This window comes from Pyxidicoccus xibeiensis (assembly GCF_024198175.1).
Taxonomy (GTDB): Bacteria; Myxococcota; Myxococcia; order Myxococcales; family Myxococcaceae; genus Myxococcus; species Myxococcus xibeiensis.
This window is the reverse complement of the sequence record NZ_JAJVKV010000006.1, coordinates 579,557-606,410: the sequence shown is the minus strand read 5'-3', so window position 1 is coordinate 606,410 and position 26,854 is coordinate 579,557. Positions and strand designations below refer to the sequence as shown.

The window sequence follows — 26,854 nt, the reverse complement described above, 5'->3', positions numbered from 1 at the left end:
AGAAGATGAAGGTGGTGCCCTCCTTCTGGTTGAGCTCCTTCATCAGGTCGATGATGTGCTGGCCCGTCACCGAGTCCAGGTTGGCGGTGGGCTCGTCCGCGAGGATGAGCTGGGGCCGGGTGACCAGTGCGCGCGCCACGGCGACGCGCTGGCGCTGGCCGCCGGACAGCTCGTTGGGGCGGTGCTTCGCGTGGCTGGCCAGGCCCACCTGCTCCAACAGCTGCATCACCCGCTCGCGCCGCTGTGCCTTGTCCAGCTTGCGCTGGAGCAGCAGGGGGAACTCCACGTTCTGGAAGACGCTGAGCACGGAGACGAGGTTGAAGCTCTGGAAGATGAAGCCAATGGTGTTCAGGCGCAGGTTGGTCAGCTGCCGCTCGCTGAGCAGCTTGGTGTCCTGACCGGCCACGCTCACCACGCCGCTGGTGGCGGTGTCCACGCAGCCGATGAGGTTGAGCAGCGTCGTCTTGCCGCTGCCGGACGGGCCGGCGATGGAGATGAACTCTCCCTTGTGCACCTGGAGGTCCACCCCCCGTAGCGCCGGGACGACGACCTTGCCCAGGGTGTAGTCCTTGGTCACGCTCGTGATGGAGACGATGGGGTGTGAGGCGGCGTTCATGCGGTGCGTCCTTTCGAAGCCTTGGAAGTCCGGGCGGGACGGGCCGCGCGCGACGCGCGCCACCGCTCGGCGATGCCGGCCATCTCGGCCAGGTAGAATTCACAGAACTCGGTGGCCTCGCGCAGGTGGTGCTTGCCCGAAAGCTGCGGCGTCGCCATGGCGCTCCGGCACACGCGGATGAAGGCCTTCAGGGACTCCTCCGCGGTGCGCAGCCGGCCCTCATAGCCCTCCGCGTTGATGACGTAGTAGTGCTGCCGGTCCCCCGGCACGCTCACGGGCTCCACCAGCCCCATGGCCATGGAGGCGCGGATGTTGGTGGACACGGAGGCGGCGCTCACCTTGAGCAGCTCGGCGATGCGCTTGAGCGACAGCGGCTCGTCCGCCAGCATCAGCAGCGCTTGCATGCGCCCGCCGATGCGCGTTCCTCCCTGTCTCTCGAAGAGCAGACCCATCGCCTCGATGAAGCGATGCTCCGCGGCGCCCAACTCCGTCATGCCCGCCTCCGTGCCTCCCCCGGGTCCCCTCGCGCCGCTTCACGTGCGAGGCAAGGTCCCGGGAGGCGGGCAGGCATGTAGTGGGTTCAGTTCGTTCAGTCAAGACTGAATGGACTGAAAGGACTGTGCGGCACCTGGCTGCCGCACCGTATGTCGTAATCGTGTTGCGTCAACGGAAAGAGGCCCGCGGCCGGGGTCGGCCGTGGGCCCTTGGGGTTCCCCGTCGTGGGGGAGGGAGTGTGTGTCACGGGCAGAGGTGTCCGTGGCTGTCGCCGTGTGTCGGCCTTCAGTGGACGTCGGAGCCGGAGGTGGAGCCGGACTGGGTGTCCGGGTTCATGGTGCTGTCACCGGAGCCGCCGGTGCCGGGGTCCGTGCTCGGCGGCGGGGTCATTCCCGGGTCCAGGCTCTTGTCGTCCTCCATGCCCGTGCCGCCGGTGCCCTCGTTGATGGACGAGTCCGGAGACATCACATCCCCCGCGCCGGAGCCGCCCGTGCCCGACATGGAGATGCTCTTGGCGATGTTGTCCGTCTCCTTCACCTCGTAGCTGGCGCGAATCTCCTGGCCGGGCTGCAGGTCCTTGGCGCGCTTGACGTTCGGATCACCGAACTGGGTGCTCTTGTCCACCTTCAGCGGCACCACCGCGCCGTCCGCCTGCGACAGCCAGACTGTCTTGCTGTCGGCCTTGACCACCTTGCCGGTGATCTCCTTCTGGCCCATGGCGCTCTGGCTGCCCATGGTGCCCGAGCCGCCCATGGCCGGGTCGCTCGGCATCGTCGTGCCCGAGCCACCCGTGGCGGGGTCGTCCTGGGGAATGGTGCTGTCCTGCATGCCGGTGTCCTGCGGCACGCTCTCGCTACCTGCCTGCCCGGCGCCGCCCTGGGCCGAGGACGGGTCCTGCTGTGGCTTGTTCTTGTCATCACCCGCGAGTGCGGCGCCCGAGCCCAGCAGCGCGATGGTCGCGAAAACCCCAACCAGCTTCTTCATGGAATCTCTCCTGTGGTGAATGGGCGGAGGGCAATGAGCGACCCTCCGCTGGGGAAAAGCTAGGTGCGCTGGTGGAAGCGCACAGGGCACGGAGGGCAACCCGGAGGCGTGCCCGTTCCCTCCTCGGCCGGTGGAACGTGGAGTGCGGCCCCCAGCGGATGACGGCCCGGCTTGAAGGCGGTAGGGCTTTTCCCCTACCGTCACCACCCTGGTGTCCGCCCACCGGCCTTCCGGCTGGTGGCCTCGCAGGAGTCCCGCTTCCCATGCCCCCGTCAGCCAAGCCGTCCACGCCCGCTCCGGCGCAGGAGCTGCCCGCGCCCTCGTACCCCGCCGTCGAGTCCCTGCTCGAGGCCGCCTCCGTGGAGGAGGTGCGGGCCTTCTTCGCCCCGGTGAAGACGGGCCTCACCGACCTCAAGGGCCCCAAGGTGGAGCACGGCAAGAAGGCGCAGGCCGCCATCTCCCGCGCCGAGGAGCTGCTGGAGCTGCTCGTGGAGACGCGCGAGCGCCTGCTCGCCGAGGCCAAGGGCGGCGCCAAGGGCCGGAGATAACTGGCTTTTTCCACCCCCGGCAGGTTTTTTGGGTGGATCAGGCAACCGCCGGGGCGATGGCCCGATAATCAGGGGGAGAGCATCCGGAACATTGGGGATCTCTACCCTTTTCGCTGCAAGCAGCGCCTGGAGGAAGCAATGGCGAAGATCGACAACATGATGGGCCCGAGCGTGCGTCTCTCGACCAACGTCACGACGTCCCGGCAGACGCCGAACACGGGCTTCGGTGCGCGGCTGCAGAACGGCCTCAACAGCGCGGCTGGCGCGGTGGGCGCGGGCGTGGGCGCGGTGGCGGGCATGATTCCCGGCGGGCAGATTGTCTCCGCCGCGGTGTCCTCCATGCACACGTTCTCCAGCACCAGCGGCTCCGGCATGGCCGGCGCGCCGTACGCCGGGGTGATGGGCACGGCGGTGGCTCCCGCGGGCGGCATGATGGGCGGCGCTGCCCCGATGGCCGGCGGCATCTCGGTCGGCGGCGGCGTGGGCGGCGTGGTGGGCAACCCCGCGTCCAACGTGGGCGTCGGCGCGAACGCCAGCAGCCCCACGGACACCGTCAACGGCAACTTCTCGCTGAACAAGATGGCCGAGGAGAACTCCAAGCTCCTGAACCTGCAGGCGGCCATCCAGCAGGAGTCGCAGGCTTTCACGGCGATCTCCAACGTGATGAAGTCGCGGCACGACTGCATCAAGAACTCCATCAGCAACGTCCGCTAGTCGTAGGCGGGCGTGAGCCCGGCGGGGCAGGGGAGCGGCGCCGCTCCCGGCCTCGGCGGACACGAAAGGAAGCGCGAAGTCCATGGCGGAGAGCTCGGAGATCTCGAACAGTCTCGTCCCCCTCGGCCGCCAGCAGGCCATGGTCCTGCTGGAGACCGGCTATCTGTGGCTGGACATGGGCCAGTTCGACAAGGCGAAGGAGATCTTCTCCGGAGCTGCGGCGCTGATGCCCAAGAGTGAAGTCCCGCAGCTGGGGCTGGGCGCGGTGGAGTTCGCGCAGGGCCGCCATGACAAGGCGCTGCAGGCGTACCGCGCCGCGCAGCGCCTGGCGCCCCAGGCTTCGCTGCCTCGCGCGCACGCGGGCGAGGCGCTCCTGTTCATGGGCAAGGTGCCGGAGGCCCTCAAGGAGCTGAAGGCCGCCATGGACCTCGAGCCGGACGGGGACGGTGCCCGGCTGGCCCAGTCGCTCATCCAGGCAAAGGAGGCGGGTGTGCTGCCTCCTGCGAAGAAGTAGGGAGGAGACGGCGATGGCTGTTGGTGGCGTGGGCAGAGGGGGCGGTAAGGGACGCGCCGGTGGCGCGAAGGGAGCGTCTGGCGCCGCGCCGGCCGCGGGCTCCAGCTTTGGTGGCAAGGTGGACAAGGCCGAGTCGCTCGTCGGGCCCTCGGGTCTGGTAGGCTCCAGCAATGTCCAGGGCCCCCAGGCTGCGGACCCGGTGGCCGCCCAGGCGGTCGCCATCGCCCGGCAGCTGAAGAATGGGGGCTTCAAGAGCAAGGAAGAGGCGACGAAGGCCCTGGTCGCCGAAATCCTGAAGGAGAAGCTCCGCATGAAGTCCTCCTCCCTCACCAGCAAGATTTCGGACGCCCTGCAGGATGATCCCCGGCTGAACCAGGTTCTCGAGCGGCTGTGGTCGAAGGCCGAGTGAGCGGCGCTTGGCTCTGGGCGAAGACAGGAAGGTCATCCTCGAGAAGTACGGCCCCTACGTGCGGTCGCTGGCGGCGACCGTCCGCAAGCAGTTCAACGCCCAGCTCGAGCTGGACGAGCTGGTGGCGTACGGACAGATAGGCCTCCTGGAGGCCGCCGAGCGCTTCGACCCCAAGGTCGGGGCCAACTTCCTCACCTTTGCCCACTACCGCATCAAGGGTGCCATCTTCGATGGCCTGCGGAAGATGGGGATTCTGCGGGGTTCGGACGCGCGGACGGCGTACGCGGGAGAGCGGGCGGCGGCGTACCTGGGCAATTTGTCGGACCGCGAGTCGGGGACAAGCAACCGCGGCAGCTCATTCGACGATGATGTGAATGACATCTCGGATGCGGTGGCCGGGCTCGCCATGGTGTTCGCCACGAGCCTGGAAGGGGCGGACACGCAGGGCTACACCGACGAGTCGCTGCCGGTGGACGTCCGGATGGAGCTGGAGCAGACGAAGAATCGGGTGCGGGCGGCGATAGAGAAGCTCCCGGAGAAGGAGAAGAAGCTCCTTCAGGGGTACTACTTCCAGGGCAGGACGCTGGAAGAGGCGGGCGCGGAGATAGGGCAGTCGAAGAGCTGGGCGTCGCGGCTTCATGCGCGCGCCATCGACCGGCTCAAGGAACTCTTGAACGAGGAAGAGGAACTCCCTCCTCCTCCGACGGATGCAAGGAGGGTCTCACATGGCGGGTCCGATGACCGGGGTCTCCGCGGCACAGGTGGCGCAGCAAAAGCTGCAGGACCAGGGCGCCCAGCAGACGAACAAGCAGGGAGCTTCGAAGTTCGACGGAGTTCTCGCTGACAAGGCGCAGGGCGCGGGCCAGGCGGACGCGGTCCAGGGTGCCAACAAGGCCCAGGCGGCCCAGGCCACGCAGAAGGCGGACGCCGTCCGCCAGGTGGAGACCGTCAACAAGACGGAGAAGGCCGCCCTCAACAAGGTCAGCGCCGCGGGGCAGGAGCCCCTGACGGCCAAGGGCGCCGAGCCCGTGGCCGCCAAGACGGAGACGGCCAAGACGTCCAAGGCCGGCGACATGATGTCGCAGGTGCTGGGCGACCTGGAGAAGGGCCAGGGCAACCTGGAGAAGATCATCTCCCAGGCCTCCAACGGCAAGCAGTTCTCCAACGCGGAGCTGCTGTCGCTCCAGGCCTCCATGTACCAGTACACCCAGCAGCTGGACCTGACGTCCAAGGTCGTCGAGAAGGCCACCACCGGCCTCAAGGACGTCGTCAAGACGCAGGTCTGAGGCCGCCCGCCCGCTTCCGGTGGCGCCTCGAAGGGCGTTCCCTCCCGCTGCTGGGAGGGGCGCCCTTCCGCGTTTTCCGGGGGCCGAGTAAGCTCTCCCCGCCCATGAATCGCCGACCGCACGCGTTTGTCGCCCCGCTCCTCGCCCTCGTCCTCATGACGGGCTGCCACATCGAGCTGCAGCACGAGCTCAGCGAGGCGGACGCCAACGAAATCTACGTCCTGCTCAGCAAGAACGGCATCACCGCGAAGAAGGAGAAGGAGGAGGGCGGCAACGAAGTGCGGTTCATGATCACCGTGCCCAAGGCGGACGCGGCGCAGGCCGCGGAGCTGCTCAAGCTCAACTCGCTGCCGCGCCCGGTGGAGAAGGGCCTGTCCCACTTCGCCAAGGGCAGCATGGTGCCCACCGCCACCGAGGAGCGCGCCATGCTCCTCAAGGCGCTGGCGGGCGAGGTCTCCAACGCGCTCAATCAGATTGACGGCGTGCTCGAGGCGCGCGCCATCGTGATGATTCCGGAGAACAACGACCTGACGCAGCCGGAGAACAAGCCGATGCCGTCCGCGTCGGTGTTCATCAAGTACCGGCTCCTGGATGGCGGCAAGTCGCCCATCACCCCGGAGGCGGTGAAGCAGTTCGCCTCCACGGCGGTGCCGGAGCTGAAGCCGGACGCGGTGACGGTGCTGATGACGCAGGCCCTGCCGCCCGCGGCGGAGACGGACTCGGAGAGCCGGCTGCAGGACGTGCTGGGGCTGCGGATGACGGCGGCCAGCGCGAGCCAGTTCAAGGTGATGTTCGCCGGCGCCTTCGCGCTGGTGCTGGCGATGATGGGCCTGACGGCGTGGACGTTCATGCGCTCGGGCTCCAGCGCTCCGGCCTCGCGCGCCGGCAATGGACGTCCGCGCGCGCGGCCTCCGGAGGCCTGAAGCCCTCGCCCCTCCCGGCGGGGCTTCTCCCTCCCTCCCAGCGGGCGGCCGTGAGCCCGCGAGGTGACGTTTGGACTCGTTCTTCACCTCGCTCAACAAGCGCCAGAGCATGCTGCTCCTGACGGCCGTCACCTTCGGCGGTCAGGAGAGCCTGGAGGCGCTGGAGCACCTCCCGGAAGAGGAGGGCGCGCTGCTGCGTCACCGCGCGCAGGAGATCTTCCAGATTCCCCGCGACAAGCGCATCCCCGCGCTGGTGCAGGAAATCAAGCGCCTGGTGAAGGACCGGCGCGGGCAGCTGTGGAGCGCGGAGCCGGAGCGGCTGGCGGCGCTGCTGCAACGCGAGCGGGGCGCGCTGATGGAGGTGGTGCTGCGCGCGCTGCCCGGCACGCTGGCGGAGGCCGTGCGCGCGCACCTGCCGCCGCCGCGCGTGAAGCTCACCCGCGAGGTGCGCCCCCAGGTGCTGGACATCGTCCGGTGGAAGCTGGAGGAGGCGCTCGCGCGCGAGGCGGGGCAGCAGGCCGCGGGCTTCAAGTTCTCGGACGTGCTGCAGCTGCAGCAGCGTGAGCTGCTCACCGTCTGCGACCGGCTGGGCGCGCGCGTGCTGGGGCCGGCCATGGCGGGCCTGCCCGACGCGGAGCGCGAGGCCTTCTTCGAGCCGCTGCCGCCGGACCTGAAGCTGCTGGCCGGCAAGTCCGTGGCGGCCAATGCCCCGCGCAAGCTGCCGGAGGAGGACGCGCGGGCGCAGTTGGAGCTGCACGACGCGAAGGCGAACCCGGCGGGCGCCATCCGCAGCGCGGGCGTCCAGCGGCTGGCGCGCGCGTGCGTGGCGCAGTCGCCGGAGTTCGCCGCGCGCATGCTGGAGAAGTATCGCGGCGAGTTCGGCGGCCTGCTGGCGAAGTGGGTGCGCGAGGAGCGCATCCGTCCCACCGCGCGTGGAGACGGCGGCCGCACCGACATCGTCATGGACCTGGAGCGGCTGGCCACGCGCGGCCTCATCGAGCGCCCCGTCCGCCTCGCGACGCCTCCGCCACCCCGCCAGTCCGCGGTGCTCCCGCCGCCGCCGGGCGCGCGCAAGGCCGCCAGCGCCGTGGGCGCTTCCGTCCAGGAGCCCCGGGCTTCCATGCGAGGGCCCGCCGCGTCCATGCAGGGCCCCGCGGCGTCCATGCGAGGGCCCGCCGCGTCCATGCAGGGCCCCGCGGCGTCCATGCAAGGCCCCGCGGTGTCCATGCAGGGGCCCGCGGTGTCGGCCCAGGGGCCCGCGGTGTCGAGTCAGGGGCCCGCGGTGTCCGGCCAGGGGCCCGCGGTGTCCGGCCAGGGGCCCGCGGTGTCCACGCGCGGGCCTGCCGCGTCCACGCGCGGCCCGGCTGTGTCCACGCGCGGCCCTTCCGCGTCGCTGCGAGCCCCGTCCGCCTCCATGCGGGGCCCGGCCGCGTCGCTGCGTTCTCCCTCCGTGTCGCGCGACGGCGCCCCCGCCGTGCGGCGCGACGTCATGGCGGAGCGCGCGGCCCGCAACGCGGGCGCGGTGTCCAGCCGGGCGCCCTCGCGCGCGGCGCCCTCGGTGAAGCCCGAAGGCGCGCCGGACGGCTCGTCGGTGCATCGCGTACCGCCCCGCCGGGAGTCCGTCGTCGCCGGCTCCCCACAGTCGGGCAGCGCCCGCCGCGAGCCCGGAGGCCCCGAGCCCCGGCCGTCGCGTCCCGTGCGGCCGGACCCGGACGGCGCCCGCATCGGTCCGCCGCCCTCGCGCCTGGGCATGCGCGGCGCACCCCGGCGGCCGGAAGAGCCCGATGCGGCCCCGGAGCCTGCTCGGGAGCGCTCGCGCGTCGGCGGCGAGCCCGAGCCCGGCCGCGAGCGCTCGCGCGTCGCCAGCGAGCCTGAGCCCGGACGGGAGCGCTCCCGCGTCGCGGGCGAGTCCTCGCGGGTGCAGCGGCCGCCGGAGGAGCTGTCCCGGTCCTCGCGGGTGCGGCCGCGTCCGGAGTCCCTGGCCGAGCCCCGGGAGGACCCGGAGGGCTCGCGGGTGTTCCGCTCGCGCTCCTCCGCCTCGCTGGGGGCCCTCAGGGGCGGCTCCCAGGCGGGGGACTCCGCCCCCGAGCGGCCTCCCCGGGTGCTCACCGGGCGGGCACCCACGGCCTCCGGCGTGCCGGCCGCCAGTGAAGGGACGTCGGTGCAGCGCCGGCCCCGCTCGACGTCGGGAACCGACCGGCCAGTGCCCCCGGGCGCGGGTGGGCGTGGACCCAAGGGCGGAACGCGCTAGCATCCGGGGCCGAAGGAGCGGTCCATGGCTATCGGCAAGGTGATCAAGGGTGACGGGACGGTGGAGCCGGCCCTCTCGACGGAGCGGCCCGCGCTGCGGCCTCCCCGCGCCGGCGTGATGAACGCCGAGGTCTTCGAGGCCCGGCAGGGCGCCCAGGGCATCCTCGAGGAGGCCCACCGCGAGAAGGAGCGCATCCTCGCCGAGGCCCACCGCGAGAAGGAGGAGCTGCTGGCCAAGGCCCGCGAGCAGGGCCGCCAGGAGGGCCTGGCGCAGGCCACGGAGATCATCCTCCGCGCGAAGATGCAGGCCGGGGAGCTGCTCGGCACCTACGAGAAGGACGTCATCGCGCTGTCCCTGAAGATGGCGGAGAAGATCATCGGCCGCAGCCTGGAGAAGGACCCCGACCTCATGGTGGAGCTGTGCGCGTCCGCCATCGACAACCTGCGCAGCGCGCGGGCCATGGTGCTGCGCGTGCACCCGAAGACGGCGGCGGTGCTGCGCGCGAAGAAGCCCGTGCTGATGGAGCTCATCGGCCGCGCGGTGGACCTGGCCATCAAGGAGGACCCCGAGGTGGCTCCCGTGGGCTGCATCGTCCAGACGGAGTTCGGCACGGTGGACGCGCAGCTGCCCACCCAGCTGGAGATGCTCCAGAACGTCCTCCTTCCGGACCCGAACGGCCGGAAGGAAGGGCCGGCCTGAGGAGGCGACACCATGGCGCTCGACCTGTCGCACTACTTCGACCTCATCAAGGAAGCGCAGGTGGTGCGCGTCCGGGGCCGCGTCACCGAGCTGACCGGCCTCATCATCAAGGCCAGCGTGCCCAACGTGCGCGTGGGCGAGCTGGTCCTCATCAAGAGCCGCAACCGCAACGCGGTGAAGGCCGAGGTGGTCGGCTTCCAGGGTGACGAGGTCATGCTCATGCCCCTGGGCGAGCTGCAGGGCATCGGCCCGGACAGCGAGGTCATCCCCACCGGCAAGCCGCTGAGCATCAAGTGCGGCGAGGCGCTGCTCGGCCGCGTGCTCAACGGCATTGGCGAGCCCATGGACGGCAGCCCGCTGCCCGACGAGGGCCTCATCGACTGGTCCGTGGACCGCGACTGCCCGGACCCCTTCACCCGCCAGCGCATCGAGCGGCCGCTGCCCCTGGGGGTGCGCTGCATCGACGGGCTGCTCACCGTGGGCGAGGGCCAGCGCGTGGGCCTCTTCGCCGGCTCCGGCGTCGGCAAGTCCACGCTGATGGGGCAGATAGCCCGGAACACGAAGGCCGACCTCTGCGTCGTGGCCCTCATCGGCGAGCGTGGCCGCGAGGTGCGCGAGTTCATCGAGGACGCCATGGGCGAGGAGGGCATGAAGCGCTCCGTGCTGGTGTGCGCCACCTCCGACCAGCCCAGCCTCGTGCGTCTGCGCGCCGCCTACGTGGCCACGGCCATCGCCGAGTACTTCCGCGAGCGGGGCGGCAACGTCCTCTTCATGCTGGACACCGTGACGCGTCTGGCCCGCGCCCAGCGTGAGATTGGCCTCGCCGTGGGTGAGCCCCCGGCCCGCCAGGGCTACCCGCCCAGCGTGTTCTCCATGCTGCCGCGCATCCTGGAGCGCACGGGCAACTCGCAGAAGGGCAAGTGCACCGCCATCTACACGTGCCTCGTGGCCGGCGGTGACATGGAGGAGCCCATCGCGGACGAGGTCCGCGGTATTCTCGACGGCCACTTCATCCTCAACCGCGCCCTGGGCGAGCGCAACCAGTGGCCCGCCATGGACGTGCTGGCCAGCCTCAGCCGTGTGATGAGCGGCATCGTCAGCAAGGAGCACAAGAAGGCGGCCGGCACGCTGCGCGAGCTGCTCTCCACCTACGAGAAGCAGCGCGACCTCATCCTCCTGGGCGCCTACCAGTACGGCACGGACCCCCGGACGGACCGGGCCATCGACAAGTACGAGGCCATCATCGAGTTCCTCAAGCAGGACACCCACTCCAACTCCACCTTCGAGGACACGGTGGAGCAGCTCATCGCCCTGTTCGACGAGTGACACCGGGGCGGGGGTGCGCGGCCGGCAATCCGGGGTAGGATGGGGCCACCATGCCCCCGTACCGGTTGCAGACCCTGCTGGACATGCGCGCCCGGGCCAAGGAGGAGGCGGAGCAGGCCTTCGCCGCCGCCAACGAGGCCCTCAAGAAGGAGCAGGTGGAGCTCCAGCGGCTCATCGACGACCTGGAGCGCCGCAAGCGCGAGCGCAAGGCGAAGGTCGCCGCCTACCTCAAGGAGGTCATGGCCAAGGGTGCCGGCATCAACGGCATGAACATGATGAGCCGCTTCGAGGAGCGCCTGAAGGACGAGGAGGCGCAGGTGGCGCTGGAGGTCGAGCGCCAGCGGGAGGCGGTGAAGGTGGCCGAGCGCCTGGTCGAGCGGCGCCGCCAGGAGATGTCGGACGCGGCCATGGAGCTCAAGGCCATCGAGAAGAACAAAGAGACCTGGCAGAAGCAGGTGAAGTACGAGCGCCAACAGCGCGAGGAGCTGAACCAGGAGGAGATTGGCAACGCCTTGTTCCTGGCTCGGCAGCGCAAGTAACCTGCCGCCACCCCCTCCCTCCGGAATGACGTCATGAGCCGAGTCGACGACGATCGCGATGCAGCGCGCCTGGCCGAGCGCATCATGCAGGAGAAGAAGCTCCAGGAGGGCCAGGCCAAGAAGCGCCAGGAGGGCGCCTCCGCCTTCCAGAAGCTGATGCAGCAGCCCACCTCCCCGCCGCCGGCCGCGCCCCAGACGCCGGCCCCGCCGCAGGGGGGCCTGGCCCGCGCCGTGCTGGCCCGGGCCACGCAGGAGGGGAAGACCTTCGGCGAGAAGCTGCAGCAGCAGCCCTCCACGGCCGGAGGCCAGTCCACGGCCCAGACGCAGAAGCGCGCGGACACGAACGCCGCGGAGGCCCGCTCCGGCTCCCGCGTGTCGGACTCCCGCGAGGACAAGCGCACCTCCGAGACACGCGACAAGGACCTGAGCAAGTCCGAGTCCGCCATCGGCCAGGTCAACTCGGAGAAGGGCGCCGCCATCCGGGCGGACGCCGACGCGGGCGGTGGCAAGGGCAGCGGCGGGGGCGGGAAGGACAAGAAGGAGGGCGGGACGGAGATGGGCCCGGGCTTCCGCTTCAACCCCGCGCTGATGGCGCCGGTGCCGGTGGCCAAGCCCAAGGACACCGCGGGCTCCGAGCGGCTGCGCGCCATCGCCACGGAGATTGCCCAGAAGATTGTCGAGCGGGTGCGCGTGGGCACCAACGCCGCGGGCAACGCGGAGTTCCAGATTGACCTGCGCGGCGACGTGCTCAACGGCCTGTCCATCAAGGTCAGCGCGAAGAACGGGAAGATTTCGGCCACCTTCAGCGGCAGCAACCGCGACGTGCTCAAGCTGCTGGAGGAGCACCGTGAGGGCCTGAAGACGGCGCTGGGCGGCCGCGGCCTCAAGCTGGAGGACGTGAAGTTCGAGGCGAAGACATGAGCGTGGAGCCCGACGACGACGCGCCGGGCACGCATGAGCGGACCATGCTGGTGGACCTCCGCCAGCTGCGCCCCTCCCGCCCGGAGCGTCCCGTGGCCGCGAAGCCGGAGCGCCCGGAGCGCGCCTGGCGTCCGTTCGTGTTCCGGAACCTGGAGAAGGTGTCCCGGGCGCAGGGCCTGCTCGCGGAGCGGCTGCGCTGGCTGACGCCGTCGAAGGGGACGCTCGCCGAGGTGTCCGCGCGTCTCAAGGCGCTCTTCGACGCGGACGTGCAGCTGACGCTGGAGTCCGTCCAGGTGCGGCCCATGTCGGAGCTGCGGCGCTTCCTGGGGGACCCCACGTTCCTCGCGGTGCTGGCGCCCGGGGCGCTGCAGGGCAGGGCGGTGCTGGAGGTGGAGCTGGCCCTGGCGCACGCGGCGGTGGACCTGCTCCTGGGCGGTGCCGGGGAGATGGTGGGCCTGCGGCCGCTGACGGACATCGAGGAGGGCGTGATGGGCTACGTCGTCCTGGAGGCCCTCAAGGTGCTGGTGCCCGCGATGCAGGACGCGGTGCCGCGCCCCCGGCTGGACGGGGTGGCGCGAGGCGTGGACGAGGTGTCCGCGCGCCTGGGGGACGACGGGCCCATGCTGGCCGTCCACCTCCACGCGACGCTGGGGCCGCACGGCGGCATGGTGCGGCTGGTGGTGCCCTCGGCGGTGCTGGAGGCGGCGGAGCCGAAGGTGGAGAGCGCCCAGCGGCGCGTGCGCTCCAGGGACGACCTGGAGGCGTTCGCCAGCCGGCTGTCCGCGGTGAAGAGCTGGCTGCGGGCGGAGATTGGCACGGCGGAGATCTCCGCCCGGGACCTGGCGAGCCTGCGGGTGAAGGACGTGCTCCTGGTGGACGCGCTGTCGGCGCGGCCGGACCGGGGCGAGGCCGGCAGGGCGCAGCTGCGGGTGGGCACGGGGCGGGCGGGCCGCGCGGACGCGGAGGTGTTCGTCGAGGGCGGGAGCTATCGGGCGCGCATCACCGACATCGTCCCCGGCGAGGCGGGCCACCCGGGCTCGGGCTCGGAGGAGGGCGAAGGGGAAGAAGCAGAGGACTTCACGAACCCGGAGCTGGACGTGCCTCCGGAACTGGAAGGGGCGGCCTTGGACGACGTGAACAAGCCGGACGGAAGCGACCTGCTGGGGGATCTGCCCCTGCAGATTGCCGTGGAGCTGGCGCGCGTGCCCGTCACGGCGCAGCAGGTGGTGGGGATGAGGGCCGGGCAGGTCATCGAGCTGAACCGGGGCCCGGGCGAGCCGGTGGAGCTGTCCGTCAACGGCAAGGTGGTGGCCCGGGGCGAGCTGGTCGAAATCGAGGGCCAGCTCGGCGTGCGCATCCTCACCCTGGCCTGAGCCGGGTCTTCGAGCCGGGCCCGCGAGTCGGGCCCTTCGGGGGCGGCTCCGGCGAGGAGCAGGCGGGCAGGGGCGGGCGGCCGGGCGGGGGCCCGTGGCGGTCCTCCGGCCGATGAACTAGCCTCGCGCCCAGCCATGGCAGTCCTCCGCCCCCCCTTCATGCGCCTGCTGCTCGGCGCCGCGCTGGTCCTCACGCCGCCCGCCGCCCTGGCGCAGGCTCCAGCCGAGCCCGCGCCTTCGGGGAGCCCCTCCGTGGAGGCCCCCGCAAAGGCCGGGCCCGCCGCGAGCCCGGCCACCGCGACGACGCCAACGCCCGCGCCAACGGCCGTCGCGCCGCCTCCGGCTCCTGCGGCTGCACCTGCTCGAACGGCCGCCGCGCCGCTTCCGGCTCTTGCGGCTGCACCTGCTCCAACGACCGCCGCGCCACCTCCGGCCTCCGCGACGACGCCTGCGGCTGCGCCTGCTCAACCGGCCGCGCCCGCGCCAACGGCCGCGTCCGGGAACGCCGTGACGGCGCAGCCCTCCACCATGCCCGTGGAAGCCGCTCCCCCCGCGCGGACGGACACCGTCCCGCAGGAGCCTTCCGCCCGGGCCGCCGACGCCGAGCCGCTCTGGCAGGACCCGGCCGCCGAGCCGCCCCTGGGCACGGAGGCGGACGCGGAGCCGGACAGCCTGGGCTGGACGCTCATCCGCACGCTGCTGGTGCTGGGCGCGGTGGTGGCCTCCATCTACCTCACACTGAACGTGGGCCTGCGCCGGCTGATGGGCCTGCAGGGCACCACCGCGGGCCGCGAGCCGGTGGTTTCCGTGGTGGAGCGCCTGCCGTTGGACCAGCGCCGCACGCTCTTCGTCCTCAAGGCCGCGGACGAGTACCTGCTGGTGGGCGGTGGCGAGGCCGGCCTGCAGCTGCTGTCGAAGCTGGATACCGAGGCGGTGGAGCGCATCCGCTCGCAGCGACCTCCGACGAACGTGGTCCCCCTGAGCCCCTTCCTCCAGAAGCTCCTCTCCCGCCGCTCCGGTGGCTCTCCCTCCCAGCCCCCCGGCGCTTGAAGACCCTGACCGTGAACGCCTCGCTCTCCGCCCGCCCCCTCCTTCCGCGTATCCCGCCCTGGCTGTTCGCGGCCGCGGTCTCGCTCCACCCCTTCATCGCGCTCGCCCAGAAGAAGGGGCGCGGGGCCGCCCTGCCCGACTCGGTGGCCAACGAGGCGGTGAGCAGCGACTCGTTCACCTCGCGCCCGCTCATCCTCATCCTCGCGCTCGCCGCCATGGGCCTGGTGCCCTTCGCGCTGATGATGGTGACGAGCTTCGTGAAGATTTCGGTGGTGCTCTCCATCGTCCGCTCGGCGCTGGGCACCCAGCAGATTCCGCCCACCCAGGTGATTACGGGCCTGGCCGTCATCCTCACCGTCTACATCATGGCCCCCGTGGGCCAGGAGATGTACCGGGCCGCGGGCGTGGACATCTGGTCCAAGGGACCGGGCGTCTTCTCCTCGGAGACGGTGGGCACGCTGCTGGGCGCGGCCAACAAGTCCAAGGAGCCCCTGCGCGACTGGCTGATGAAGAAGGTGACCAACAAGGACCGGTCCCTCTTCTTCAACCTCGCCAAGAAGATGCGCAAGGGCGAGGACCGTGACGCCGTGGAGAGCACGGACTTCATGGTCATCATCCCCGCCTTCGTGGTGTCCGAATTGAAGGAGGCCTTCCAGATAGGCTTCCTGCTCTTCGTACCGTTCATCGTCATCGACATGGTGGTGGCGAACATCCTGCTGGCGCTGGGCATGCACATGCTGTCGCCCACCACCATCTCCATGCCGTTCAAGCTGCTGCTGTTCGTGCTCGTGGACGGCTGGTACCTCATCGCCAAGGGCCTGGTCGTCGGCTACCTCTAGGAGCGCGCCCCCATGAATCAGCTCACGTTCATCACCCAGGAGGCGCTGTTCCTGGTGCTCGTGGTGTCGGCCCCGCCGGTCCTCACCAGCCTGCTGGTCGGCTTCATCATCTCCGTCTTCCAGGCCACCACGCAGATTCAAGAGCAGACGCTCACCTTCGCCCCCAAGGTCGTCATCGTCTTCGGGGTGCTGGCCCTGACTGGGCCGTGGATTGGCAGCCAGCTGGTGCGCTTCACCTTCCACGTCTTCGACAGATTCCCCGCCCTCATCAAATGAACGTCGCGGACCTCGTGGCCGAGCTGGGCACGCGTGCCAACGTCTCGGGCGTCATCTTCACCGTGGCGCTGCTGATGTGCCGGGTGATGCCCGTGCTCATCTTCAGCCCCTTCCTGGGCGGCGAAGTGGTGCCCACGGAAGTGAAGATGGGCGTGGGGCTGACGCTCTCCATCGTGCTCTTCCCGGTCATCTCCAACTCGGTGACGCGCATCCCCACCAGCGCGCTGCCGTACATCGCGCTGATGGCCAAGGAGGTCTTCATCGGCTTCACCATGGCCTTCATCGTGAGCTCCGTCTTCGAGGCGGCGCGCGTGGCTGGCACGCTGGCGGACACCATGGCCGGCAGCAACAACGCGCAGCTGTACGTGCCGCAGCTCGGCCAGCAGGTCTCGCTCTTCTCCAACCTCAAGGTCCAGCTCGCCGTGGTGCTCTTCCTCACCCTGGACGGGCACCACCTGGTCATCTCGGCGCTCGCCGAGAGCCTCAACACCGTGCCGCTGGACGGCTTCCCCCGCTTCAGCCAGGGCGCGTGGCCCTTCTTCGACCTGGTCACCCGTGTCTTCGCGGACCTCTTGCGCATCAGCCTGGCCCTGGCCGCTCCCGCCATGCTCGCCACCTTCCTCACGGACGTGGCCCTGGGCGCCATCAACCGCGTGGCCCCTCAAATCCAGGTCTTCTTCATCTCCATGGCCATCAAGCCGCTGGTGGGCGTGCTCATCGCCTTCCTCGTCATGAGCGCGCTGCTCGCGCGCATGCAGGGCGAGCTGAAGGTCATGCTCCGCGTCCTCCATGAAGCCCTGCGGCTGCTGGCCTGACCCCGTTTCCCCCGGACGCGCGCCATGTCGGACGAGAGTGGAGACAAGACAGAAGAACCGTCGCAGAAGAAGCTGGATGACTCTCGCAAGAAGGGTCAGGTCTGGAAGAGCAAGGACCTGAGCGGCATGGGCGTGCTCCTGGTGGGCCTGGGCGCCGTGAAGGGCACCTGGGACATCCTGGAGCATGAAATCTCCGCGCTCTTCCTCTTCACCTTCGACCACCTGACGCACCCGGACCACCTGAGCGTCGTCACGGGGCAGGCGCTGTACCTCGCGGTGCGCACGCTCATCATCGTGTCGCTGCCGGTGCTCGTGGGCGGGGCGCTGGTGGGCGGGCTCCTGGAGTACGTCCAGGTGGGCTCGCTCTTCACCATGGACCCGCTGATGCCCAAGCTGGACAAGCTCAACCCGCTCGCCGGCTTGAAGAACATGTTCTCCAAGAAGGCGTTGGTGGAGCTGCTCAAGAACCTCATCAAGATCTCCGTCACCGCCTACGTCGTCTACGGCGTGGTGCGTGACGCCATGCCCCTGGTGATGGAGACGGTGCGCCAGGACACGCGCGCCATCATGACCATCATGGGCGAGCTGGTGATGCGGGTGTCCACCCGCGTGGCGCTCCTCTTCGTCCTCTTCGCCATCTTCGACGTGTGGTGGCAGCGCAAGTCCTTCATGAAGGACATGATGATGTCGAAGGAGGAGGTGAAGAAGGAGTACAAGGAGAGCGAGGGCGACCCGCACCACAAGGCCAAGCGCAAGGAGCTCCACCACGAAATCATGGAGGGCGCGCAGATGGAGGCCGTGCGCGAGGCGGACGTCATCGTCACCAACCCGGACCACGTCGCCGTCGCCCTGAAGTACGACCGCGAGAAGGACGGCGCGCCCCGCGTGCTCGCCCGCGGCATCGACCACAAGGCCGAGCGCATCAAGGCCATTGCCCGCGAGCAGGACGTGCCCACCCTGCGCAACGTGCCCCTGGCCCACGCCCTGCTGCGCGTGGAGGTGGGGCACGAGGTGCCGGAGGAGCTGTATGATGCCGTCGCCGAGGTCCTCAACTTCGTCTATGGCCTCAAGTCCGGGCCCCCGGCCGTCCCGGCGCAACGGAGCAATCCATGAGTGACGACGAAGCCGAGATTGCCATCGCGCTGAAGTACGACAAGAACAACGACGGCGCCCCGCGCGTGGTGGCCAAGGGGATGCGGCTGAAGGCGGAGAAGATTCGCGCCATCGCCAAGGAGCACGGCATCCCCTTCATGCGCAACGTCAACCTGGCCAACGCGCTGTACCGCGTGGAGGTGGGCCAGGAGGTGCCGGAGGAGCTCTACGACGCCGTCGCCGAGGTCCTCAACTTCGTCTACGAGCTGCAGCGCGAGCAGGCAGCCGCCAGCAACAGGCGCTAGGGGGCTGGACGGCCCCCACCCACCTGGAGTGAGGTTCGGTACCACGATGGCCAGAATCAACAACCAGCCCCCCAAGGCGCCCCTGTGGCCGTGGGGAGGTCCCCGAAGCGTCCGTGAGCGGCTCGTCGACCCGTCCCAGGTCGACCGCAAGAAGCTGCGCAAGACGGGCAACCCCAAGAACCCGGCGCTCGCCTCGGCGGCGCTGCTGGACTTCATCGGCCCGGCGCACTCCTCGGAGGAGCTCCGCCTGCCGCTGCCCCCGCACCCCGGCGGCCATGACGCGGACCTGGAGGGCTTCAGCGACAGGCCCCACCTGGCCAGCGTGGCCGGCCGCGGGGACGAGGACCAGCGCCGCATGCTGGAGCGCGGCCTGTCCAAGGTGAGCGCCGCTCCGGAGCGGCTGGAGCGCCTCAAGGCGCTGCTCCAGCGCGAGTCCTCCATGCTCACCCTCGTGGACCAGGTCAACGAGGAGACGAAGGAAATCATCCGCCGCATGTGGGCGGAGCAGAAGGACGAGGGCTACTAGCGCCATGGCCGCGTTGGATCCGGAAGACCCCCAGGACGAGGCGAAGCTCGCCGCCACGCTGCAGCGCTGGGCGGACGGCAAGGCCACCCTGAAGGAGGTGCGCGGCTACTCGGATGACGAGCTGTACGCCATCGCCAAGACGGCCTACTTCTTCTTCTACCAGGGCCGCATCAGCGAGGCGCGCACGCTCTTCCAGGGCCTGTACGCCGTCAACCCCACCGACGGCTACTTCGCCAAGGCGCTGGGCGTGGTGGAGATGGCCGCCGGAAACGGGCAGGGCGCGCTCGCCGCCTTCGACGTGGCCGCCAAGCTGTCCCCCCAGGACCCGTCCGTCTACGTCGGCCGCGCCGAGGTGAAGCTCGCCCTGGGCCAGAAGCCCCAGGCCATCGAGGACCTGCGCCGCGCCGCGGCGATGACGCCCGCCGAGGACCCCGTGGTCCGCAAGGCCGGCGCCATGCTCACGGCCCTCAACCGCCGCTGAAATGCGCCAGTCCGGAACTATCTGTTAGTCTCGAAGAGTCAACCCAACACCCTCGGAGAATCCGAATGTCCAATTCCACCGAACCGCGCCAGCTTCCTCCGGAGCCGCCGGAAGTCATCGCCAAGCGCGAGAAGCTGGTGACGGACCTCGATGCGGAGGCGAAGAAGGCGCAGGGCACGTTCCTGCAGGTCGTCCGGACCATGAAGATGCTGGTCACCTCGACGGCGCCTTCGCAGCCCTTCGACCCCAAGCTGTACGGGGACGTGAAGGACGCGCTCGCCCGCTTCATGAAGGACCCCATCATCCCGCCCCCGGCCATCCTCGGGCAGGTGGTGGAGTACCTCCAGTACCGCCTGAGCACCTACGGCATGACCATCCAGAACGCGGTCATGGAGATGAACCCCGAGATGGGGAAGAAGATGCAGTTCACCGTCCCGGGGGCCCCGGCCGCCGCCGCGCCCGCGCCCGCGCCGAAGCAGGCCGCGCCCGCCGCGAAGGCCAAGGACGGCTTCGAGTCCAGTGGCGGCTCCTCCCGCCCGCTGGCCCTCAACCCCGAGGCCGTGCCGCCTCCGGCGGACCCCAAGGCCGAGCAGCAGCAGCTCGAGTCCTTCAAGGCCTGGATGAAGAACCCCAATCTGGGGAAGCTCAAGGGCTAAGTCCCCGCCGCAACTGGGGAATTCGGATTCGGTAAATGATCCGTAATTCCCCAGGAAACTTCCGGACCGCATCCCCGATAACTTGTTTGTAGGCTCTGCTGCACGGCAGCACCCACCGAAACCAACCACTTAGCTGCAAACCCCAAGGAGAACCGTCATGTCCATGGCCAACACTGTCAACACCGCGATCACCGGCATGCAGACCATCAAGAGCGCGACGGACGACATGATCGCCCTGGCTCCCGCGGATCAGCAGCCGTTCCTCCGCGCCCAGCAGAAGGCCGACCAGGAGGCGAAGATCACCAAGCTGATCACGGACCTCATGGACAAGCTCTTCAAGTCCGGCGACGCGGTCCTGAACAACCTGAAGTAAGCCGTAGAAGCCCTCGGGGCTTCATCCTCCGGCCCGCTCTTGGCTCCTTCGGGAGTCAGGGACGGGCCGGTCGCTTTTTCCGGGCCCTGCGTCATCCTTGCCCGGGGCGCGCAACTTCGCGGTGTTGTTCTCGGATAACCCATCAAATCGTTTTTCGGAGGACCGCCATGTCTTTCAATATCAAGAGCCTCGTTGGCACCGCGGCCACGGTCGCGACCTCGCTCGCCCAGCCGGGCGGACTGTTCGGCACTGCCCTCTCGAAGCTGAAGGGCGAGGCGGACCTCCTGCCGCTGCTGCAGAAGGCGGCCGGTGGCGCCGCGGCGCCCGCGCAGCAGAAGGCCGCCGACGCGCAGCCCACCCAGGAGGGCGGGAAGAGCTACGCCGACGAGGCGCTGACCAAGAAGCTCGAAGAGAACAAGATGTACCTCGCGTCGCTGCTCGGCTCGGACGCGAACAAGGTCATGGACAAGATCAAGTCCAAGGTCGAGGACTACGTGAAGGCCAACCCCAACGCCACCCCGGAGCAGGTGGACGCGGAGGTGAAGAAGACCTTCAACAACGAGTCCCTGGGCGCGAAGATCTTCAAGGACGTCATCGACAAGATGCTGCAGGAGACGCTGTCCCGCATCCGCGAGTCGCAGGAGTAGTCGCAGCAGGGCGGGGCGCCCGTGGCCGTGGGTGCCCCGCTTGGAAGGCGCGACGGGAGCGGGCTAGACTCCCGCGCTCCCCTGGCCCGAGAGAACGGAACGCATGACGACGAAGGCGACGGTGCCCAGCGACGACGTGAAGCCGCTCTCAGGTCCGGAGATGCTCGAGCGCGCCACGGAAGGCTTCAACCTCTTCCAGGACGGCCACTTCCAGCAGTCGCTGGCCATCTTCGAGCGGCTGGCCTCCATGGACCCGGCGGAGGCCTACTTCCAGACGGCGCTCGGCGCGTGCCACCTCGCGCTGGAGGACCTGGACCAGGCCGAGGCCTACTTCAACCGCGCCATCGAGCTGGACCCGACGGACATCACCCCCTTCGTCAACCGGGGCGAGGTCCACCTGCGCCAGGGCAAGGTGATGGAGGCCGCGCGGGACTTCAATCATGCCGTGAGCCTGGATCCCGAGGGGAAGGACCCCCTGAGCGCCCGGGCCCGCATGCTGGCCGCCGCCGCCCTGGAGAGCGTGGAAGAGGCCCAGGGCGCCCCCGAGTCCGACGCCGGCGGGCGCTGAGCGCGCTGCCGCCGTAGGCCTTTTCCCCAAGAGCGACCGGCCGTGCGTGGCTTTGGAGCCGGCCCCCTTGGGCTTGGGGCCGGGCACGGACTAGGATGGCACCCCGCTGATGGCCGCCTCCAATCCGAACAGCTTCCTCTCCAAGTACTCCGACATCGTCCTGGCGTTGGTGGTCGTGGGCATCGTCGGGATGATGATCGTCCCGCTGCCCACGCTGCTGCTGGACGTGCTGCTGACGTTGAACATCAGCATCTCGGTGGTGTTGCTGCTCGTGTCGCTCTACGTGCCAGCGGCGCTGCACCTGACGGTGTTCCCGACGCTGCTGCTCATCACCACGATGTTCCGGCTGTCGCTGACCATCTCCACCACGCGCCTCATCCTGCTGACGGGTGACCCGGGTGAGGTCGTCATCGCGTTCGGCAACTTCGTGGTGCAGGGCAACTTCGTCGTCGGCGCCATCCTCTTCATCATCCTCGTCATCGTGAACTTCATCGTCATCTCCAAGGGCTCGGAGCGCGTCGCGGAAGTGGCCGCGCGCTTCACCCTGGACGCGATGCCGGGCAAGCAGATGTCCATCGACGCGGACCTCCGCGCGGGCTCCATCGACCAGGACCAGGGCAAGAAGAAGCGCCGCGACCTGGAGCGCGAGAGCCAGCTGTTCGGCGCCATGGACGGCGCCATGAAGTTCGTGAAGGGCGACGCCATCGCCAGCATCATCATCACCGTCGTCAACATCGTCGGTGGCCTCATCATCGGCGTGACGCAGAAGGGCATGTCGGCGGCCGACGCGGCGGAGAAGTACACGCTGCTCACCATCGGTGACGGCCTGGTGAGCATGATTCCCGCCATCCTCATCTCCACCTGCGCCGGCATCATCGTGACGCGCGTGGGCGGCGAGGAGGAGGGGGCCCACCTGGGCATGGACATGGGCAGCCAGCTCACTGCCTACCCGAAGGCCATCGCCATCGCCGCGGGCATGCTCATCGTGCTCGGCCTCGTCCCCGGCCTGCCCAAGATTCCCTTCTTCCTGCTGGGCATCGGCGCGGGCTTCGGCGCCTATACGATGCTCAAGAAGGCCAAGCAGGCGGAGGTGGTGGAGGAGGCGGGCCCGGCCCTGGAGACGGACAACGGCACGCCCATGTCCTCGGAGCCGGCTCCCAAGGAGCCGATGAACCCGGACTCCGAGCTCTTCATCCCCGTCGTCACGCCCATCGTCCTGGAGGTCTCCGACGCGCTGGTGCCGTACGTGGACTCGCGCCAGGACAACGGGAAGTTCCTCTTCGAGCTCATCCCGTTCATGCGCGACGGCCTCTTCGTGGAGCTCGGCGTGCGCTTCCCGGGCGTGCGCGCGCGCGGCAACGGCTCGCTGCCGCCCGGCGCCTACCAGGTGCAGATCAACGAGGTGCCCGTCGTCACCGGCCAGGCCACGCTGGGCCACATCCTCGTCAACGACACGGTGGACCGGCTCCGGCTGATGAACATCCAGGGCTTCGAGGCCATCAACCCCGCCACCCGCCAGCCGGCCGCGTGGGTGCCCGAGCAGCACCGCGAGACGCTCGAGGCCGCGGGCCTCACCACCTGGGACGTGCCCGGCTACATCATCCTGCACATGGCCGCCGTGCTGCGGCGCAACGCGCGCGAGTTCGTCGGCGTGCAGGAGACGCAGACGATGCTGGAGCAGCTGGAGAAGGCCTTCCCCGCCATCGTCAAGGAGGTGGTGCCCAAGGTCGTCAACGTCCTGAAGCTGACGGACATCCTCCAGCGCCTGGTGGAGGAGGAGATCTCCATCCGTGACTTGCGCGGCATCCTCCAGGCCCTGGCCGAGTACGGGCAGGTGGAGGCGGACAACGTCATGCTCACCGAGCACGTGCGTGCGTCCCAGCGCCGCTACATCTCCCACAAGTACGCGCGCGGCACCGGCACGCTGGTGGTGTACCTGCTGGACCCCAACATCGAGGAGGCCATCCGCGGCTCCGTCAAGCGGACCTCCGCCGGCGCCCACCTGGCGCTGGAGCCGGAGCTGGCCCAGGAAATCGTCCAGGCCGTGCGCTCCGAGTGCGGCCACCTGCCGCCCAGCGCCCAGCGCCCCGTCATCCTCACCGCCATGGACATCCGCCGGTACGTCCGGAAGCTGCTTGAGTACGAGTTCAACCCCTCGTTCTCCGTCCTCAGCTACCAGGAGCTGTCCCCCGAGCTGAACATCCAGCCGGTGGCCCGCATCTCCACCCGGTAGGCCCCGGGCGCGTCACCTGGATTTCACCCGGAGCGTTATTCCGGGGGCGGAAATCATCAGGCGGGGCCGCAACTTCAGATCCGTGCCAACGATAATCCCGGTATCGGATTCCAGCGCCCGGAGGGGCGCGCATCTTCAGCAAGGGGAGCAATCATGGCCGGCATCAATTCGGTGGGGACGACCAGCAGCCAGCGGACGAACCTGAATCAGGCCTCGAACCTGAACGAGGCCGAGCTGCTGAAGAACCTGAAGCTCATCGAGAGCACCGTCGATCAGGCCATCAAGCAGATTGAATCCGCGTCGCCCCAGCTGACCGTCCAGAGCGACAAGGAGGTGGCGAAGAGCACCTTCGAGATGGTGCAGAAGCTCAACACCGACCCCCAGACGGGCTCCACCGGCGGCGCGTTCCCCAGCGAGGCGCCGAAGTGGCAGGACATGATGCGCCCGAAGGACCAGCTCAAGGTGGACGCCAACGGCGTCATCACCACGCCGGGCGGCTACAAGATCGAGCAGCTGGGCCAGTTCGAGTGGAAGGTCTCCGGTCCGGACGGCAAGCACACGCGCGTGTGGGGTGACCCGCACGTCGACGAGGGCGATGGCGGCAAGTTCGACTTCAAGCGCAACACCACGTTCGTGCTGGGTGACGGCACGGAGATCCACTGCGGCACCAAGCCCTGGGGCAACGGGATGACGGTGACGGGCTCGCTGGACATCACCTGCGGGGACGACCACATCCACGTCGCGGACATCGACAAGGGCAAGGGCAAGGTCGGCACCATCCAGAAGGATGGCTACGACGTGGACGCCGAGTTCACCGCCAACCACTACGGCGACACCCTGAAGATGGGCAAGGAGTCCGACGACTGGTCCTTCCAGGGCCACGAGGTGGTGGGGGACGTGGGCGGCGGCGACTCCTTCAAGACGGGCGGCTTCCTGTCCTGGGGCGAGAACGCCATCAAGAACACCACCCGCGAGAAGGGCGAGGAGCCCAAGGCGGTGGACAAGGGCGACGTCCCGAAGGCGATGGCCAAGCGCCAGCAGGCGGCGCAGGTGCGCGACGAGGCGCTGCGCTTCCTCGAGGACAAGGCCACCAGCAGCCTGGACAAGCTCACGGACAGCCGCGCGTTCGGCTTCAACCCGTTCCGCGGCGCGGACGACCTGTTCGGCTACGACAAGGCCGAGCACCGCGAGGGCGTGCAGGACGCGTTCACGTCGGTGCGGGACATGTTCCGCTCGCTGGATGAGATCTCCTCGCTGAATGATATGGTCACCCGTCGGAACGTGTTCGCCTGACGTGAACCGCGTAGGGGGGGCCTTCAGGGCCCCCTCGTGAGGTGGTCGTGAGCAGCAAGCCCCAGTCGCCGTCGAAGCAGGCTCCGGAGCCGAAGCAGCCGGAGTCCAACGCCGAGCTTCCCCAGGACGTCGCGGAGCGGCTGCTCCGGGGAGAGCTGGAGCTGGGACAGTTCCTGGGGCTGTCGCGCGACAAGCTGTACGAGTACGCCACCACCGGCCACCAGATGCTGCAGGCCGGGCGCACCCAGCAGGCGCTCAAGATATTCCAGGGCCTGGTGGCGGCGTCCCCGAAGGACAGCGTCTTCCACGCCCAGCTCGGCGCCACGCTCCTGACGCTGGAGCGCGTGGACGAGGCCTTCGAGGCGTACGACACGGCCCTGCGCTTCAACAACGGCAACGTGGATGCGTACGTGGGCCGCGGGGAAATCCACCTGCGCCGCGGCAGCGTCCCCGAGGGGCTGAAGGACCTGAGCCGGGCCATCGAGCTGGACCCGGGCCTGGCGCGCCGCTCCACCCAGCGCGCCCATGGCACGCTGCTCGCGCTCAAGCGCCAGGCGGAGCAGGTGAAGACGAAGGGCCGCCCCGCGCCGGGTGCGAAGAAGTAGCGACTCCCTCCACTGTCTGGCTCCGCCCGCGCGGCCCGGTCACCCTTCGTGGCCCGGCCGCGTCGTGCTTTTCCGCGTCCAGCCCGGTGCGGGCCTGAAGGGGAGGGCGGCCCGGGGACTACAGGTTCCCGTAGGCGACGCGCACCTCGGCCATCAGCATGTGCTTGATGGCCGTGGCGCTCAGCTTGCCCTCGTCCCGCAGCTTCTGGGCGACCTTCAGCCACTCGCGCTCCTCGCGCGGGCTGGGTTCGCGGTACGCGTCGCGGAGCACGTCGCGGAAGGCGTTCTTGATGAGGTCGACGAGCGCCGCGTCGTCCGTCCTGCCGCCGCCATCCCGCGCCTGCTGCATGGGGGTGATGAGCGCGTACTTGATGGTGGTGGCGTCCTTGCCGTCCTTGGCCATGGCCTCGGCCTTGTCCGCCCACTCCTTGAGCTCGGTGGGGTTGGGCTCGCGGCCGAAGACGGACTTGAAGGCCTCGCGCGCCAGGGTGTTGAGCGCGTTCCTGTCGTTGGGGTCCACCTTGTCGCGCGCCTGCTGCATGGGCGTCATCAGCGCGTACTTGATGGTGGTGGCGTCCTTGCCGTCCTTGGCCATGGCCTCGGCCTTGTCCGTCCACTCCTTGAGCTCGGTGGGGTTGGGCTCGCGGCCGTAGACGCCCTTGAAGGCCTCCCGGGCGATGGTGCTCAGCGCGTTGCGGTCATTGGGGTCCACCTTGTCGCGCGCCTGCTGCATGGGCGTCATCAGCGCGTACTTGATGCGCGTGGCGTCCATGCCCTTCTCGGCGAGCTTGTGGGCCTCGGCCTCCCAGTGCCGGGCCTCGTCCGGGGTGGGCTCCCTGCGGAAGGTGGACTTGAAGGCCTCTGTCGCCGCCGTGCGCGCGTCGGCGGCACTCGCCCCGCCGGCGCCCGCCGCGGCCCCACCGCCCTTGATGTGGGCCAGGAGCGCGTACTCGATTTCGACGGCGCTCTTGCCCTGGTTGCGCAGGTCGGTCGCCATCTTCATCAGGGCCTCACGCTCCGCCGTGCTGGCCAGCTTCGTGTTGCCGTAGGCGGACTTCCAGGCGTCCTGGAAGCAGCGGAAGAGGCGCTCTTCGTTGGGCGGGTTGACGGAGTTGGGCAGCAGGGCCTGGGACAGCGGCGCCCGGGGGGCGTCCGCGCTGAAGGCTGTCCGGGCCGTGGACTGGGTGGCGGTGGCCGTGGGGGCCTGCACGCCCGTCAGCGCCGACAGCGCCGCCAGGACGGGGTCGGCCGGGGCGGCCTCGGGGGCCGCGACGCCCGTCAGGCTCTGGAGTGCCGCGAGGAGGGGGTCGGCCGCCGGCCCCGGCGTCTTGACCAGCGTCTCGAGGCTCTTCAGGACATCCAGCTCCCCCGCCTGCGCGCTCTTCGGACCCTGGCTCTGCGCAGGGACCTTCGGCCCTCGCTCATTGGAAATCTTCACGTATCCCCTCCAAACGGTGAATTCCCGTTTTGATTGTCCCACGGGGGCGCGAGAAGTTG

General features: G+C 69.5%; 32 protein-coding genes. 28 read left to right on the top strand and 4 right to left on the bottom strand.

Annotation, left to right across the window (positions count from 1 at the left end; all coding sequences use genetic code 11):
- From LXT23_RS29310 to LXT23_RS29300, 3 genes are all read right to left on the bottom strand, one after another.
- On the bottom strand, positions 1-616 hold a 616-nt coding region (locus tag LXT23_RS29310), incomplete at its 3' end, for an ABC transporter ATP-binding protein (RefSeq protein WP_253983628.1).
- Positions 613-1,110, bottom strand: coding sequence for a GbsR/MarR family transcriptional regulator (locus LXT23_RS29305; protein ID WP_253983627.1), 498 nt, complete (start codon positions 1,108-1,110; stop codon positions 613-615). The genes LXT23_RS29305 and LXT23_RS29310, both read right to left, overlap by 4 nt.
- 286 nt (positions 1,111-1,396) lie before the next feature.
- On the bottom strand, positions 1,397-2,095 hold the full coding sequence (locus LXT23_RS29300) for an RNA-binding protein (RefSeq protein ID WP_253983626.1): 699 nt from the start codon (positions 2,093-2,095) through the stop codon (positions 1,397-1,399).
- 263 nt (positions 2,096-2,358) lie between these two features.
- Between LXT23_RS29300 and LXT23_RS29295 the strand changes: the two genes are divergently transcribed.
- From LXT23_RS29295 to LXT23_RS29160, 28 genes are all read left to right on the top strand, one after another.
- The gene (locus tag LXT23_RS29295; protein WP_253983625.1) at positions 2,359-2,643 is read left to right on the top strand and encodes a hypothetical protein; all 285 of its coding nucleotides are present in this window, start codon (positions 2,359-2,361) and stop codon (positions 2,641-2,643) included.
- A 138-nt stretch (positions 2,644-2,781) separates the two neighbouring features.
- Positions 2,782-3,357: a hypothetical protein gene (locus LXT23_RS29290; RefSeq protein WP_253983624.1), complete on the top strand. Its 576-nt coding sequence runs from the start codon at positions 2,782-2,784 to the stop codon at positions 3,355-3,357.
- An 82-nt stretch (positions 3,358-3,439) separates the two neighbouring features.
- Positions 3,440-3,871: a tetratricopeptide repeat protein gene (locus tag LXT23_RS29285; RefSeq protein WP_253983623.1), complete on the top strand. Its 432-nt coding sequence runs from the start codon at positions 3,440-3,442 to the stop codon at positions 3,869-3,871.
- Between the two features lie 13 nt (positions 3,872-3,884).
- A complete protein-coding gene (locus LXT23_RS29280) occupies positions 3,885-4,280 on the top strand; it encodes a hypothetical protein (protein WP_253983622.1) in 396 nt (131 codons plus the stop codon).
- Between the two features lie 7 nt (positions 4,281-4,287).
- On the top strand, positions 4,288-5,124 hold the full coding sequence (locus LXT23_RS29275) for a sigma-70 family RNA polymerase sigma factor (protein ID WP_253983621.1): 837 nt from the start codon (positions 4,288-4,290) through the stop codon (positions 5,122-5,124).
- On the top strand, positions 5,042-5,566 hold the full coding sequence (locus LXT23_RS29270) for an ATP-dependent helicase HrpB (protein ID WP_253983620.1): 525 nt from the start codon (positions 5,042-5,044) through the stop codon (positions 5,564-5,566). The genes LXT23_RS29275 and LXT23_RS29270 overlap by 83 nt, the downstream gene beginning before the upstream one ends.
- Before the next feature lie 104 nt (positions 5,567-5,670).
- Positions 5,671-6,489, top strand: coding sequence for a type III secretion protein (locus LXT23_RS29265; RefSeq protein WP_253983619.1), 819 nt, complete (start codon positions 5,671-5,673; stop codon positions 6,487-6,489).
- A 70-nt stretch (positions 6,490-6,559) separates the two neighbouring features.
- Positions 6,560-8,740, top strand: a complete 2,181-nt coding sequence (locus LXT23_RS29260) for a hypothetical protein (protein ID WP_253983618.1) — start codon at positions 6,560-6,562, stop codon at positions 8,738-8,740.
- Positions 8,741-8,764: 24 nt separating this feature from the next.
- On the top strand, positions 8,765-9,439 hold the full coding sequence (locus tag LXT23_RS29255; protein WP_253983617.1) for a FliH/SctL family protein: 675 nt from the start codon (positions 8,765-8,767) through the stop codon (positions 9,437-9,439).
- Between the two features lie 12 nt (positions 9,440-9,451).
- Entirely contained in the window at positions 9,452-10,765 is a 1,314-nt protein-coding gene (sctN, locus tag LXT23_RS29250; protein ID WP_253983616.1) for a type III secretion system ATPase SctN, read from the top strand.
- Between the two features lie 50 nt (positions 10,766-10,815).
- Positions 10,816-11,304 (top strand): flagellar assembly protein FliH, encoded by a 489-nt coding sequence (locus LXT23_RS29245; RefSeq protein ID WP_253983615.1) that lies wholly within the window; start codon positions 10,816-10,818, stop codon positions 11,302-11,304.
- Between the two features lie 33 nt (positions 11,305-11,337).
- Positions 11,338-12,225, top strand: coding sequence for a flagellar hook-length control protein FliK (locus tag LXT23_RS29240; protein WP_253983614.1), 888 nt, complete (start codon positions 11,338-11,340; stop codon positions 12,223-12,225).
- On the top strand, positions 12,222-13,598 hold the full coding sequence (sctQ, locus tag LXT23_RS29235; RefSeq protein ID WP_253983613.1) for a type III secretion system cytoplasmic ring protein SctQ: 1,377 nt from the start codon (positions 12,222-12,224) through the stop codon (positions 13,596-13,598). Before LXT23_RS29240 ends, sctQ begins: the two co-directional genes overlap by 4 nt.
- A 507-nt stretch (positions 13,599-14,105) precedes the next feature.
- Positions 14,106-14,648: a FliO/MopB family protein gene (locus tag LXT23_RS29230; protein WP_253983612.1), complete on the top strand. Its 543-nt coding sequence runs from the start codon at positions 14,106-14,108 to the stop codon at positions 14,646-14,648.
- An 11-nt stretch (positions 14,649-14,659) separates the two neighbouring features.
- Positions 14,660-15,487: a type III secretion system export apparatus subunit SctR gene (gene sctR / locus LXT23_RS29225; RefSeq protein WP_253983611.1), complete on the top strand. Its 828-nt coding sequence runs from the start codon at positions 14,660-14,662 to the stop codon at positions 15,485-15,487.
- Positions 15,488-15,499: 12 nt separating this feature from the next.
- On the top strand, positions 15,500-15,763 hold the full coding sequence (gene fliQ / locus LXT23_RS29220; RefSeq protein WP_253983610.1) for a flagellar biosynthesis protein FliQ: 264 nt from the start codon (positions 15,500-15,502) through the stop codon (positions 15,761-15,763).
- On the top strand, positions 15,760-16,578 hold the full coding sequence (locus LXT23_RS29215; RefSeq protein ID WP_253983609.1) for a flagellar biosynthetic protein FliR: 819 nt from the start codon (positions 15,760-15,762) through the stop codon (positions 16,576-16,578). The genes fliQ and LXT23_RS29215 overlap by 4 nt, the downstream gene beginning before the upstream one ends.
- Positions 16,579-16,602: 24 nt before the next feature.
- Positions 16,603-17,691 carry a type III secretion system export apparatus subunit SctU gene (gene sctU, locus LXT23_RS29210; protein ID WP_253983608.1) on the top strand — a complete coding sequence of 363 codons (1,089 nt, stop codon included), beginning with the start codon at positions 16,603-16,605 and terminating at the stop codon, positions 17,689-17,691.
- Complete coding sequence (locus LXT23_RS29205) at positions 17,688-17,975, top strand: EscU/YscU/HrcU family type III secretion system export apparatus switch protein (RefSeq protein ID WP_253983607.1); 288 nt, start codon at positions 17,688-17,690, stop codon at positions 17,973-17,975. The genes sctU and LXT23_RS29205 overlap by 4 nt, the downstream gene beginning before the upstream one ends.
- A 46-nt stretch (positions 17,976-18,021) precedes the next feature.
- The gene (locus LXT23_RS29200; RefSeq protein WP_253983606.1) at positions 18,022-18,501 is read left to right on the top strand and encodes a hypothetical protein; all 480 of its coding nucleotides are present in this window, start codon (positions 18,022-18,024) and stop codon (positions 18,499-18,501) included.
- Positions 18,502-18,505: 4 nt separating this feature from the next.
- Entirely contained in the window at positions 18,506-18,982 is a 477-nt protein-coding gene (locus LXT23_RS29195) for a SycD/LcrH family type III secretion system chaperone (protein ID WP_253983605.1), read from the top strand.
- A 65-nt stretch (positions 18,983-19,047) separates the two neighbouring features.
- Positions 19,048-19,638, top strand: a complete 591-nt coding sequence (locus tag LXT23_RS29190; protein ID WP_253983604.1) for a hypothetical protein — start codon at positions 19,048-19,050, stop codon at positions 19,636-19,638.
- A gap of 157 nt (positions 19,639-19,795) precedes the next feature.
- Complete coding sequence (locus LXT23_RS29185; RefSeq protein ID WP_253983603.1) at positions 19,796-20,011, top strand: hypothetical protein; 216 nt, start codon at positions 19,796-19,798, stop codon at positions 20,009-20,011.
- A 167-nt stretch (positions 20,012-20,178) separates the two neighbouring features.
- Positions 20,179-20,658 carry a hypothetical protein gene (locus tag LXT23_RS29180; RefSeq protein WP_253983602.1) on the top strand — a complete coding sequence of 160 codons (480 nt, stop codon included), beginning with the start codon at positions 20,179-20,181 and terminating at the stop codon, positions 20,656-20,658.
- Between the two features lie 103 nt (positions 20,659-20,761).
- Positions 20,762-21,226: a tetratricopeptide repeat protein gene (locus LXT23_RS29175; protein WP_253983601.1), complete on the top strand. Its 465-nt coding sequence runs from the start codon at positions 20,762-20,764 to the stop codon at positions 21,224-21,226.
- 109 nt (positions 21,227-21,335) lie between these two features.
- A complete protein-coding gene (sctV, locus tag LXT23_RS29170; protein WP_253983600.1) occupies positions 21,336-23,459 on the top strand; it encodes a type III secretion system export apparatus subunit SctV in 2,124 nt (707 codons plus the stop codon).
- A 153-nt stretch (positions 23,460-23,612) separates the two neighbouring features.
- Entirely contained in the window at positions 23,613-24,752 is a 1,140-nt protein-coding gene (locus LXT23_RS29165; RefSeq protein WP_253983599.1) for a DUF1521 domain-containing protein, read from the top strand.
- A 47-nt stretch (positions 24,753-24,799) separates the two neighbouring features.
- Positions 24,800-25,357 (top strand): tetratricopeptide repeat protein, encoded by a 558-nt coding sequence (locus LXT23_RS29160; protein WP_253983598.1) that lies wholly within the window; start codon positions 24,800-24,802, stop codon positions 25,355-25,357.
- Positions 25,358-25,475: 118 nt separating this feature from the next.
- Here the strand turns inward: LXT23_RS29160 and LXT23_RS29155 are convergent, their stop codons facing one another.
- Entirely contained in the window at positions 25,476-26,795 is a 1,320-nt protein-coding gene (locus tag LXT23_RS29155) for a hypothetical protein (RefSeq protein WP_253983597.1), read from the bottom strand.
- Between the last annotated feature and the right edge of the window lie 59 nt (positions 26,796-26,854).